10 protein-coding genes and 2 pseudogenes are annotated in these 11690 nt (G+C 67.7%); 5 read left to right on the top strand and 7 right to left on the bottom strand.

Features of this window, described 5'->3' with window-relative positions; all coding sequences use genetic code 11:
- Positions 1-148 precede the first annotated feature (148 nt).
- The gene (locus BHU15_RS06195; protein WP_255293037.1) at positions 149-850 is read right to left on the bottom strand and encodes a hypothetical protein; all 702 of its coding nucleotides are present in this window, start codon (positions 848-850) and stop codon (positions 149-151) included.
- A 948-nt stretch (positions 851-1798) separates the two neighbouring features.
- Here BHU15_RS06195 and BHU15_RS06190 point away from each other — a divergent pair.
- Positions 1799-2464, top strand: coding sequence for an HNH endonuclease family protein (locus BHU15_RS06190; RefSeq protein ID WP_069626295.1), 666 nt, complete (start codon positions 1799-1801; stop codon positions 2462-2464).
- Here the strand turns inward: BHU15_RS06190 and BHU15_RS41125 are convergent.
- Positions 2446-2691: a DUF6207 family protein gene (locus BHU15_RS41125; protein WP_069626244.1), complete on the bottom strand. Its 246-nt coding sequence runs from the start codon at positions 2689-2691 to the stop codon at positions 2446-2448. The genes BHU15_RS06190 and BHU15_RS41125 overlap by 19 nt on opposite strands.
- A 254-nt stretch (positions 2692-2945) precedes the next feature.
- Between BHU15_RS41125 and BHU15_RS06180 the strand changes: the two genes are divergently transcribed.
- The 3 genes and pseudogenes from BHU15_RS06180 to BHU15_RS42095 form a co-directional block, all read left to right on the top strand.
- Positions 2946-3587, top strand: a complete 642-nt coding sequence (locus tag BHU15_RS06180; RefSeq protein ID WP_107422794.1) for an HNH endonuclease family protein — start codon at positions 2946-2948, stop codon at positions 3585-3587.
- Positions 3588-3845: 258 nt separating this feature from the next.
- Complete coding sequence (locus tag BHU15_RS06175) at positions 3846-4241, top strand: hypothetical protein (protein WP_141726778.1); 396 nt, start codon at positions 3846-3848, stop codon at positions 4239-4241.
- A 389-nt stretch (positions 4242-4630) separates the two neighbouring features.
- A pseudogene (locus tag BHU15_RS42095) lies at positions 4631-5068 on the top strand (hypothetical protein); the annotation flags it as partial.
- A gap of 35 nt (positions 5069-5103) precedes the next feature.
- On the opposite strand, the gene BHU15_RS41115 reads toward BHU15_RS42095, so the two are convergent.
- From BHU15_RS41115 to BHU15_RS06160, 3 genes and pseudogenes are all read right to left on the bottom strand, one after another.
- Complete coding sequence (locus BHU15_RS41115; RefSeq protein WP_069626241.1) at positions 5104-5769, bottom strand: hypothetical protein; 666 nt, start codon at positions 5767-5769, stop codon at positions 5104-5106.
- 549 nt (positions 5770-6318) lie between these two features.
- Positions 6319-7140 carry a DUF6415 family natural product biosynthesis protein gene (locus tag BHU15_RS06165; RefSeq protein ID WP_069626240.1) on the bottom strand — a complete coding sequence of 274 codons (822 nt, stop codon included), beginning with the start codon at positions 7138-7140 and terminating at the stop codon, positions 6319-6321.
- A 44-nt stretch (positions 7141-7184) separates the two neighbouring features.
- Positions 7185-7978 (bottom strand): annotated as a pseudogene (locus BHU15_RS06160) (SAM-dependent methyltransferase).
- Between the two features lie 377 nt (positions 7979-8355).
- Between BHU15_RS06160 and BHU15_RS06155 the strand changes: the two are divergent.
- Positions 8356-9651: a tetratricopeptide repeat protein gene (locus tag BHU15_RS06155; protein ID WP_069626239.1), complete on the top strand. Its 1296-nt coding sequence runs from the start codon at positions 8356-8358 to the stop codon at positions 9649-9651.
- 1 nt (position 9652) lies between these two features.
- Here BHU15_RS06155 and BHU15_RS06150 read toward each other — a convergent pair whose 3' ends face one another.
- Together BHU15_RS06150 and BHU15_RS06145 are read right to left on the bottom strand one after the other, a co-directional pair.
- Complete coding sequence (locus BHU15_RS06150; RefSeq protein ID WP_171908325.1) at positions 9653-10684, bottom strand: NAD-dependent epimerase/dehydratase family protein; 1032 nt, start codon at positions 10682-10684, stop codon at positions 9653-9655.
- A 238-nt stretch (positions 10685-10922) separates the two neighbouring features.
- Complete coding sequence (locus tag BHU15_RS06145; RefSeq protein WP_069626238.1) at positions 10923-11585, bottom strand: HAD family hydrolase; 663 nt, start codon at positions 11583-11585, stop codon at positions 10923-10925.
- Positions 11586-11690: the final 105 nt, after the last annotated feature.

The following is an 11690-nucleotide window of genomic DNA, read 5'->3' as shown; positions in this document are numbered from 1 at the left end:
CCAAGTCGCCCGTACGGCTCGAGGAGATGGATCAGAGACACCCGCAGGCATGCGGGGAGATACGGGCGGCGGACGTGAAGCTGGCCGAAGCGCGTGCCAACCTCTGACCGTCCCTCCCGCTGGGCGCGCACCGCATCGCCTTGCGTGCTCAGCTCTTGAGGGCGTGCTCGATCCGCTCGAAGTTCTCAGGGCTGAAGTTGCCCCGGCTGATCTGCACGCTTCGGTTTTGTTTCGGCGTCACCACATTCGGATACGACGCCAGCTCCGGCACGGCGATCTTCCAGGTGGTCGCGATGCGCCCGAGGACGATCACCGCGTCACGGGACATGGCGCGGCGCACCAGGTAGAAGGCGAAGGACTGGGAGGGCAGTGTGTACGGGATCGGCCGCCACGATTGCGAATGGTAGCCGTGGAACTGCACAGCAAGGATCTGCCGGGCGAGTTCGTCGTGACTGTGCCCTTCCTTCGTCAGGCCGTTCAGGGTCCGGGACCACCACCGGAGTCCTGGATGGTCCTTGTCGGGGTGCGTCAGGAAGTGGTTGGGGGTCCCGCCGGCGGTCGCGATGTGTTGCAGGGTTCGCTCGGTCACGCCGGGCCGGGCGTAGGCGGCCGGGTCTGCGTCGCTCACACCTGGGTTGGCCAGCAGCATGACCAGGGGCGCGTCGTGGAGGCCAATGAACGGTTCCGGCGGGAGTGTCAGGTTGAGCTGGTACGGCGCGTGCGAGGGGTGGACTTGGGTGCCGGCGAGGGCTTGCAAGTGCGGCAGGTCTTCGGGGACCGCGTACGGTGCGTTCCTGGTCGTGCGGGTCCACGGATTGAGCACCTGATCCCCCGCTATCCGCGTCGTCATGGCATGCAAGCCTACGAGCATCCTGCGAGCGGACCGTCACCGTGCCGACCAGCGATCGGTGCAGGGAGCCCTTCCCATCCTGATCAGGTGGCGAGTTCGAGGCCAACGACGGCACGGACAGCGGCTGTGATCCGGGTGGCGCTGCAGCGGAGTTTCCGCAGGAGCCGCAAGGCTTGAGGATGGCCATGGCGTGTTCACCGAGGCTGAAGATCTTGGCGTGATCGGATTGTGGCGTCGGCGCCAGCCGCGCAGGTGCTTGCCGCGCATCGGGACATGGATCGCACGACCGGCGCCCTGGTACGCCTTGTCGGCCCAACACTTAGCGTCGTCTGCGGCGAGGGCGGTCGTGCCAGCCCCGTCTGGCCCGCGTGGCCGGGATGGGCTATCGACCGTGACGCTCGTTTGACGCTCTGGGCGCACTCGCGCTGTGTAGGGAGCAAAGAAAGTGGTTCTGACCTGGTCTTTTCCGTGACTCGCTAAGGCCGACATCTTTCCGATGACGCACCATGTTGAGTGCGTGGCGATTCTTGAACCGGCCGCGAAGGGCTCCTGACCTGCCGGGACCAACCCCGCAGGCGCGGGAAGCGCCCCAGTTCGCACCGGTCGGGTTGTGCTGCGCGGGGCCAACCCCGCAGGCGCGGGGAGTAGCCAAGTCGTGCGTCTGGTCGGATCCGGACCCAGTCTCGCACACGCTGTGGGACGGCCGTTGGCGGCTTTGCGAGCGCCGCAAGAGGGCCGGCGACCCCGTTACGGAGTCGCGGCCCTCACCATCTCTTGGGCGTCACCGACGTTGGAGATGTGACCCTTGGATGCGGAACTAGCGCTCGATGACGGCCCCGTACCGGCGCCTGAGTTGATCGTTTCTGCGGTGAAAGTCTGCGTCCGTACGGGGGAGTGGGTACGGAGATCGGCTCGGCGGGCGGCGGGGAGCCGGTATCACTGCGGGTTGTGATCAAGAACTTGCTGCGCGGCCTCGCGCTCTCCGCCTCCGCTGTCGTCCTCGTTCCTCTTCTCTCCGCGACCCCGGCCCACGCCGAGGTGGTCATGCTCTCGGACGCTGTCGGGCAGCTGCCCGAAGCGGTGGAGAGCCGTGACGGCTACCAGCGCACGTCCTTCCGGCACTGGAACGTCGGCTTGGATCCGGCCGACGGGTGCAACACCCGCAACGAGGTCCTCCTCGCCGAGGCGCTGGACTCCCCCCAGGTCTCCGGGAGTTGCACCCTGTCAGGGGGGCGCTGGTTCAGCTATTACGACGAGCAGACGGTCACCGACGCGGCCAAGTTGGACATCGACCACATGGTCCCGCTGGCCGAGGCGTGGGATTCCGGTGCGTCCGCGTGGACCGCGCAGCGGCGTGAGGCGTACGCGAACGATCAGGGCGCGGAGGGCTCGCTGGTTGCGGTGACGGCGCGTACCAACCGGCAGAAGGCGGACAAGGACGTGACCGACTGGCTGCCGCCGGCCACCGGGCAGCAGTGCCGCTACGTAAGCGAATGGGTCGCCACCAAGCTCCGCTGGAATTTGAGCGTCGACAAGCGCGAACTCGACGCCCTGAAGATCTTCGCCGACGGGCCGTGCGAAACCACCGCCGTCGTCTACACCCCCGCACCGTAAGACGAGTCGAGGGGACCGGGCGGGGTTCCGGGGCGCCGGATGTCCGCATGCACGCGGGCACGGACCCCCGGCACCCCGGGCTCCCTTCGCACGGGGGTGATGCCGGACGTGGCCCACAACCGCTCCAGTACGGCCATCACGGCGCGCGCGGTCGCCTCGTCAGGGGCAGTGACGTCCAACACGACCAGGCCGGGCTCGGGAATCTGCATCGCATCGACAGGGTCCATGCCCTCCCCAACGCACCCCGCGTCCAAGCCGGTTCGCCCCTAGCGCCTGGACCACCCGTACGGGCGGCGCCGGCTCCCACACGCCGCCGACTTTGCCGCTCCGGCGCTGCTCGCGGTCGCGGGCGAGTCGCGCACCGCGGGTGTTGATGTGTCGTCACCCGGATTTCACGCACGCGGTCTACCCGCATAGAACGGAGGCCGTCACGATAGGGGCGCTCCTCGCGATGTCCGTCCCCAAGCCCCGGAGAACCCTCATGCGCATCACCGCCCGCCGTGGCGTACTCGCCACCGGTATCGCCGCCCTCACCACGGTCGCGACGCTCCTGAGCACCACCCCCGCCCAGGCAGCCCTGCCGACCCCGATCGCCGCGTCCACGGCCCGCTCGTACCTGTCGTCCCTGACGGTGACGCCGGAGCACTCGCGCACCGGCTACAACCGTGATCTGTTCCGCCACTGGATCACGATCAGCGGCACGTGCGACACCAGAGAGACGATCCTCAAGCGCGACGGCACGAACGTGGTCACGAACTCGTCCTGTTCGGCCACGAGCGGCAGCTGGTACTCGCCGTACGACGGCGCGACCTGGTCCGCCGCCTCCGACGTCGACATCGACCACCTCGTCCCGCTCGCCGAAGCCTGGGACTCCGGCGCCTACAACTGGTCCGCGTCGAAGCGCGAACAGTTCGCCAACGACCGGACCCGCCCCCAACTGTTGGCGGTCACCGACAACGTGAACCAGTCCAAGAGCGACCAGGACCCCGGCACCTGGTGGCCCTCGCGCACGGCCTACAAGTGCACCTACGCCCGCGCCTGGGTCCAGGTGAAGCACTACTACGGCCTCACCGTCGACTCCACGGAGAAGAGCGCCCTGTCCTCCGTCCTCAACGGCTGCTGACCGGGCCCGTCCGTTGCTACCCCGCCCGCCTGTGACGGAAGTTGCAGGCGGGCGGGGCCAGTTTCGGAAGCGGTTGCAGGGCGAGCGAGGCACACAGCCCGGCCTGGAGGAGAGTGCGGACTCTGGCCGTTCGCCCATGGGCTGTCCCGGGAGCTGATTGCCCCGCAGCCACCAGCGTCATTGACAATGGCCCTAACAAAAGAACGGCGTTCAGCGCTGGGATCAGAATGGGAACAAGACTCACGGAGAGAGTGTCACGTGCTGAATGAAGCAATGGCGGCCGAATGTGCCCGGCTCAATGACTATTTGTCTCGGCGTGAGGGGAACTTCATTGACGGCGTGTCATTCTTTGCCTCTGGGGAGCGGGATGTGCTTGAGGTTCGGCTTCTAGCGGAAGGGAACCTCCCTCCGGTCACTTTGCACTTGGAGAGTGTGCACTTGTTCTCGCTTCAGAAGCCGACCGATTTGGATGGGGCATTCGTCGACAGTCTGTCTGTCACTCACCTGCCCGCCGGAGATCATCCCTGGCCGGCAGACGCAGAAGATCTGCTGAAGAAGCATTCTGGACTACCCGATCTGTATCGGGTCCAGCTGGTGGGACCGTTCGGCCTGGACGCTGCTGGCGACATCCTGACGGTATCGATTGCCATCTAAAGGGCCGTCCCGTAACCGGGAGCGACCTTCCGATGAGGGGCGTCCGTGCTGGCTGCTGAGTGGCCGCCCGCGAACGAGGTGGTGCCGGACCGCTAATGTGCCAGCCCGGCACTGTCAGGTGCTGATTCCTCTCTCCGGTCAGGCGGGAGTGGCCCTCATCCGTTGGTTCTCCTGGGTGCTGCTCAGCGCGTCCAGGAACTCCACGGTGAGGCCGATGGGTATGCAGGAGATGTAGACGCGGGCCGCCGCCGTCCTCGCTGAGTTTGCCCTCGTACTCTCCGCCGGTCATCGCGTCGTCGTAGTTGTAGGTACCAGGCGAGGCGTCCTCCAGCGGGCCGTCGGCACCGTCGAACCGGGCGATCCCGGAGAGGGCATCGACTGCTTCGGCGATGACCGGGTTGGGAACGGTGTGCAGTTCGACGGTGGCCCTGATGTCATCGTCCACGCAGATCCGGCCCTCGCCGACCTCGTTGGGCCGACCGATAGTGAGGGTGACTGGGCAGCAGTACGCGGGAGTCTTGGAGTGTGGTCAAGCGGCGGGCTTTCGGAGGCGGTGGGCCGGGAAGCGTCTGAACGTGGCCCGTTCCGAGGACAGACCGCTCGCAACCGATGACCGTGGCAACACCTTGCTCGCGTTCACGTGGGAAGACGAGGCAACGCCGCCGGGAGATGCGCCACTGCCGGCGGCGCTCGTCGCCCTTTGGTGTGCGGGCCGGGTCCTCATGGTCTTCGATCGGTACCGTCAGTCCTGGGAACTTCCTGGCGGGTGTATCGAGCTGGGTGAATCGCCTCGTCAGGTAGCTCTGCATGAACTGTTTGAGGAGAGCGGGCAGGAGCCTGACGGACCGTTGCGGTTCGTCGGCTACGCAAATTTGTACTGGCACCCGACCAGCGAATCGAATACCTGGCTGTGTTCGCGGGTCACTGTGCCGAAGCGCGCGACTTTCAGGCCAACGAGGAGACCGCAGCCGTCCACTGGTGGGATCTCCTCGAAGCACTCCCAGGGCATGTTCAGCGCCTGGACGCCCATCTCGCCGAACTCACGCGCTCGCCCCACCCGGGCTGAGCGGCCGACGCTATCGGGTCCTGGAAAGTCAACAGGGAATACAGACCGCCTACTCGACGTGCTCGCCATAATCTGCGGCGGGTAGACGCCGGTGCGGATCAGGGTCCGCAGCCACCCGCCCACGTCCAGGCGGCGCGCGTCGTCCGGGCTGGCGGCCCGTACCCGTGCCGGGCCGGATCCGGTCGGGTCGAGCACCTGCTCGGCGCGGAGATCGGCCAGAGCCGCGTCGAGGCTCGATCGCGGGATTCCCACCTCCCTCTCCAGCGCGACCTTCGACAGGGTTGCTCCTGGTGGGTAGGCGGCGGGATCTGCCTTGATCATGGTTTTGATCCGCTCGGCGATGTCCGTCACCGTGGGGCACGGGGGATGGGTGGCGCGCAGGTCCTTGAGCATGTCGCGGACGGTGCCGATCAGCAGGAGCAGCGAGGCGTGATCACGTCCGGCGGCCAGCGCCTGTTCCACCGCTGTCCGGTACGTGGTCCACCGTGCTTGGTCGGACGGTGATCCCCCGGCCGCCCGGCGCCGCTCGTCCACAACCTCCACCAGTGCCGCGGTGTATTCCCGCAGATGGGGGGCAGTCCCGTACCGCCTCGCGCGCGCACTCGCCGTGCACCGGCGGCGTCTGCGTCCGCTCGCCCTCGGAGATCGCTCGCCCGCCGGCCGCGTGCATCAGGAACAGATGCCGTCCGTCACGCCGCTCGGTGGGACAGCCACAGACCTGGCACAGGAAGTGATTGACGCAGCGCCGTTGCCTCAGGGGGTCCACGCCGGGCATGTTCGGCCGCCCCTTCCCCAGCCCGCCGGACATCCGGATCCACAGCACGTCCCTGAACCGGTCGCCGGGGATCTCGTCCGCGTACCCGAGAGCAAGCCCACCGGGCCCCCGGCGGTGTACGAGCTTCCCCGGCAGCGGTTGCTCCCCGGACCAGGGCACGATGTACGGCACCCGTTTGCCGTTCCAGAAGAACTGCTTGGGCGTCCGGCCACCGGTAGCGGTCTCGGCCAAGGCCGTCATGAACGCACCTCCGCCGTACCCTCGCGACGGGCAGGTTGTTTCGTCATCGGTACCGGTGGCGCGACCGGCGCCGTCAGCTCGAACAGCGCCAGCTGATCGCTTTCGGCGAGGCGCAGGAGCCGGTTCGCGTACTCGCCCAGACCGGCCGCGTACGCGACCGCCTCCACCGGGACCGTGGGGACGTCTTTTGCCGCGAGCTCTTCGGCATCCGCCATCAGGTCCTTTGCCGCACGGCGTACGGGACTGGTCAGCGGCAGGCCGGCCCGGTGGTACTCCACTATCAGCACCAGCATGCCGATCGCGCCCCGAAGCCGGCGGACCACGTCACCGACGGAGTCGGGGTGAGGAGCTATCCCCGACTCCTGCCAGGACCGGGCGAGACGGATCGCCACCCGTACGTCCCCGGCGCTCAACTCGTCCGGCTCGTAGAGCACATGAGCGGGGTCCGCGCCATCCAGAACATCGAGCAGCACCTGGACCCCGTGCGCCAGGCGGACCGCGCGGACCTTCGGCGCCATCAGGCCCGGCGGCCCGTCGGCGTCCAGGTCCTTGAGGACGGCGGCCACCACCCGCTCACCCTCGTCCACACCGTTCTCCACCTCGCGGCTCAGCGGCCGGAGACAGCCGCGCAGCCGCAGCGCGTGATCGGAGAGGTCCTGCGAAGTCAGGTTCTTTGCACCGTCGCCGAGGAGCGTCTCAACCTGCTGACGGGCCAGGTCGACCATCACCCGTACGGCGTGCTCGGGCGTCGCGGCGGTCACCGTGGCGCCGGCGTCAACGGCGATGGCCGTCGTGGTGGGCGCGTCGTGTAAGGGCATGGGAACTCCCTGAGGTCGGTGAACGGGCGGGCGGGCACGAGCAGTCACCGGACGCGGGCGACCGCGGCGTAGATGGCGCTGTCCTCGTGCTCCGGTGGGTCCGTGTCCTTGAACCACTCGGGGGCTGTTACGAGGCCCGGTTCGACGAGGTCGAGCCCGTCGAGGAACCGCGCCACCTCGTCGCGAGGGCGCGGCCGGGTCGTGATGTCACCGTTCGCGTACGCCCGGTGATCTGCGCCTCCAGCTCCGGGTGGAAGTCGAAGGTGCCGTGCGAGAGCGTCAGGAAGCTGCCGGGCGCGAGCGCGTCGAGGAACGTACCGACGATGGCGTACGGATCCCGGGGGCCGTCGCCGTTCGGGATGAAGTGCATCAGCGCGATGAGGGAGAGGGCCACGGGCCGGTCGAAGTCCAGGTGCCGGCCCGCACGCCGGAGGATCGTCTTGGGCTCGTGCACGTCCGCGTCGATGTAGTGGGTCGCGCCCTCGGGCGTACTGAGCATCAGCGCCTCGGCGTGCCGCAGCACGATCGGGTCGTTGTCGACGTAGACGATCCCGGCTCGCGGGTTGATCCCTTGGACGATCTGGTGGAGGTTCGGCTCGGTCGGGATGCCCGTGCCGATGTCGAGGAACTGCTCGACGCCCTGCTGCGCCAGCCACGCGGACGCGCGGCGCATGAAGGCACGGTTCTGCCGGGCGCTGCGCTTGGCCAGCTCGGGCAGTTGCTCACCGAGGGCCCGGTCGACCTCGTAGTGGTCCTTGCCACCCAGGAGCCAGTCGTAGACCCGCGCCGGGTGCGGCTTGCTTGTATCCACCTGCCGGTTGGGCGTGCCGGATGACATGGGTGACTCCTCGGGCGCGGGCCTCAGGTGATCAAGAAGCGGAAGACGTGATGTGCGATGCCCGTGCGGCGAAAGCGACAACAGGGGCGCTGCGTCATGGGGGAAGGCTGCCGTCTCGGTACCGGACATCGCCATGTCACGGCCGTGCCATCAGGCAGGAATTCAAATGCCTGCCGGAATGCGCGATATGGCCGAGCGGTCACGGAATGGCAAGGGTGCTTCGGGGACATCCGGTCAAGCGAGCAGGTGATCGCCTGCTTCGGGCGTGTCATCACCGGTCATCACCGTGCCGCCTCTGTATGAGCGTCCTCAACTCGTGTTTCCATGAAGAGGTATGACTTGGTGTTAGGCGCGTACGGAAGGCCTGGGGGTACGGCGTGGCAGAACGGACACTGTTCGGAGAAATCACCTCCGAGCAAGGGACCCCTTACGCGTCGTTCGACCAGATGTACTCGAACGCGGCCGATCAGTTGGGTCTCGGGCCGGCGAGCGTCGGCGAGCGGCAGTTCCGGCGGTGGAAGACGCACGGGGTGCTCTCCAATCCGGGTTATCCGGCTCGGCCAGTGCTGGAGTACCTGTTTCCGGGATACACGGTCGAGGAACTGTTGAAGCCGCCGAATCTGAGGGCGCGCCAACAACCGATAGGCGAGGGTGAGCTAGACATGACAGCGCGCGATGCTGCGGAGCACGCCGAGGAGAATGCCTCCCGGGTGCTGCCGGATATGAGCCTCGATCAGCTGGAGTCCGATGTCCGTCGACTGGCGGGCCAATATCAGGGCACGCCTCCCTCCGATGTTTTCCGGGAGGGGCGTCGGCTGCTGGAACTGGCGCAGGACAAGTTGGAGCGCACTCAGAGGCTGCGGCAGCAGGCGCGCCTCTACCACGCCGCAGGTTGCACCGCCGCTCTGCTCTCAGCCGTCGCTTTCGACCTCGGCTCGACAGCCAACTCCGCTACGTTCGCCCGTACCGCCGTCATCTACGGAGAGAACATTGAGCACGGGGCTCTCCAGGCATACGCGTACGGAGTGCTCGCCTATCTCGCGAACTGGGAAGGCGCACCAGGCGAGGCCATTCGCCACATCGAGAAGGCGAAAGGGCTCACGGGGCTCGGTGCCACGGCCACTACCAGGCTGGCCGTCATCGAAGGACGGGCCCACGCGCATCGCGGCGATCACAAGAGCGTCGAGACGGTGATCCAGAGGTCGCTCGACGTGGACTCCCCGGAACGAGACGACGTCCACGACGACATCGGCGGCGAGTTCGCGTTTCCTCAGGACCGAGTCGCGATGAGCAACGCCACGAGCTACCTCCTCGCCGGAAATGCGGCCGGCGGTGAACAGGCGGCTCAGCAGGCGCTCCGCCTTCTCGCCGGTATGCCGCTCGCCGAGCGGTCTTCCCTCACCTCGGCACAGGCGCAGGTCGATCTCGCGCGTGCGCTGATTCTCCGGGGAGAACTGGACGGTGCGGCGGAAGCCCTCACTCCGGCACTGGACCTGCCCAAGGAGCGCATGGCGGCGGGGCTGCTGGAGCGTCTGGCCGCGGCCAGACGCGAGCTTTCGCACCCGGGCCTGGCCCATGCCCGTCAGGCGGTCGAGCTGGCGGAGCGCATCGCCGATTCCGTCAGCCTGCCGGCAGCCAGAGCATCCGGTGGGCTCGTCGCGATCGAGTCCTGATTCATACCTCCAGAGCCGACAGTATGCGAGCTTCTTTCGTAGGGGCGATTCCGTGTTCGGCGCGACGCGGATGGGCGACCGGCCGTGCGCCGGTCTGGAGCCACTCCCAGGTCGCGGCGACGGTCTCGGCAAGGGGGCGGCAGACGAATCCGGCAGCACTTGCCCGCTGCGACTCGATCCTCCACGTACCCGCGTTCGTGCGCCACAGCGGCAACTCGGTCCACTGCTCGACCTGGTGCTCGACCAGTACCTCATCCGGTGCCCACCGCAGCGTTCCCCTGCGGCCGGTCACGTCGAGGCAGGCGTTCAGGAAACCGCCCATCGTCTCCCGGCCGATCGGCGCGACGATGTTGTACGCGCCGCCGGCCGACGCCGACGCCTGGCCGAGCGCGAACGCCGCCACGTCCCGGACGTCCACCGGCTGAATGCTCGCCGCCGGGTCCCCTGGCGCCAGCACGTTGCCACCGCGTGCCGCACGGTCCAACCACCACGGCAAACGCCCGACATACTCTCCGGGCCCCAGAATCACCCCCGGCCTCAGGAGCGATACCCGCTCGCCCCCGAACGCCGCGACCGCGGCTCTTTCCGCCCCCGCCTTCTGCCGCCCGTAGTACCAGTCAGGCCCGTCCCAGCCGTCCGGCAGCCGCCCATACTCACCATCGGCATCCGCCGGCCCGTCCAGGACCTCCGAGGACTCCGAAAGCGGCTCATTCGGCCAGCCCCGGTAGGCGTTGACCGTGCTCACGTACACATAGCGTCCGGCCGCCGGTTCAAGGACGCGTGCACCGGCCAGGACATCTCGGGGCGGCAGCGCGGACGACGACGTGTCGATCACGGCATCCCACGGCCCCTCCGCAGCCAGCCGCTTGAGATCGTCACCGGACTGACGATCTCCCCGGACCACGTGCACACCCGGTACGTCGACCCCGGAACGTCCCCGGTTGAACGTCGTCACCTCCCAGCCACGGTCAAGAGCCCCACCAACGACACCACGGCCGAGAAACCAAGTGCCACCCATCACAAGAATCCGCATGGGGACATCCTGCCCAGGCCGCCCCCTGCGCCGTCACCAGCCTCCAAGGTCAAGCGTCGACGAGCTGAGGACACCGCAGGGCTCCTCGGCCCTCACGGCGTACATCGAGCTGTACGACCGCCGTTCGTGCCGCGCTTTCTCACCGCCGCCTACGCCCGGCAAGGGGGCTTACGCCGTAGCAGGACCAACCGTGGGTGCTCCAGCCGGAGGATCAGCTCTACGTGCGGGCGGACGGATGTCAGCGCTCTCGCCCGTTGAACTCCCTGATGCACAAGGAGAGTTCGGACAGGCTCTCGATGCGGAAAGTGGGCAGCTTCCCGGCCTTCTCGCTGTTCCACTGGATCGTTGCCCACGGCCCACGACGGACCAGCGCGGTCAGCATCCCCGCAGCCGCCGCCGGTTCGATGTCGTTGTCGACGCGGTCTCCCACATAGAGGATCTCGTGAACCTCGTGGGGGACCGCGTCGGCGATACGGTCGAAGAAGAGGTGGTCCGGCTTGGACGCTCCCCAGTCGTCGCTCGTACCGATCAGGTCCACGTCGTCGCTGAACAGCGCGCGCAGGATCCCCCCTGCGCGAACCGTCTGGTTACCCGCGATACCGAGCCACAGACCGTCCTGGCGCAACTGGGCCAGGGCAGGGCGGACGTCACCGTAGAGTTCATCCTCGTCGAAGTGCTCGGGCCGGCCGGCCGCCGCCCTCGCCGTCCGTTGCTCCGTCAGGTCAAAACCTGGTGCGAACTCCGCGAACACCTCACGGTAGTCGCGTCCTTGGGAGACAACTGCACCGAACATGGCCGCGAAGGTATGGCGCGGTACCCCGAGCCAGTCCGCCCATGTGCCGTACTCACGTGTCTCGTCGACCAGGCACTCGCCAACGTCAAATACCGCCGCACGAATCATGAGCAGATCGTAGGGTGGACTGTCGGCCCCTGCTGTGCCGGGACGAACCGCGATGCGGAGCCCAAGGCCCAGCCGTCCGCCGAGGGTGCCGGGGGGAAACCGGAC

It is taken from the genome of Streptomyces niveus (assembly GCF_001723055.1).
GTDB lineage: Bacteria > Actinomycetota > Actinomycetes > Streptomycetales > Streptomycetaceae > Streptomyces > Streptomyces niveus.
Note: the sequence above shows the minus strand (reverse complement) of the source record. Positions and strands in the feature narration are given on the sequence as shown.

What these genes read in the sequence shown, in the direction of transcription:
- BHU15_RS06195 (WP_255293037.1), bottom strand. Translation starts at nt 850, where the DNA reads ATGACGACGCGGATAGCGGGGGATCAGGTGCTCAATCCGTGGACCCGC.
- BHU15_RS41125 (WP_069626244.1), bottom strand. Translation starts at nt 2,691, where the DNA reads ATGGACCCTGTCGATGCGATGCAGATTCCCGAGCCCGGCCTGGTCGTG.
- BHU15_RS06180 (WP_107422794.1), top strand. Translation starts at nt 2,946, where the DNA reads ATGCGCATCACCGCCCGCCGTGGCGTACTCGCCACCGGTATCGCCGCC.
- BHU15_RS06165 (WP_069626240.1), bottom strand. Translation starts at nt 7,140, where the DNA reads ATGCCCTTACACGACGCGCCCACCACGACGGCCATCGCCGTTGACGCC.
- BHU15_RS06150 (WP_171908325.1), bottom strand. Translation starts at nt 10,684, where the DNA reads ATGCGGATTCTTGTGATGGGTGGCACTTGGTTTCTCGGCCGTGGTGTC.
- BHU15_RS06145 (WP_069626238.1), bottom strand. Translation starts at nt 11,585, where the DNA reads ATGATTCGTGCGGCGGTATTTGACGTTGGCGAGTGCCTGGTCGACGAG.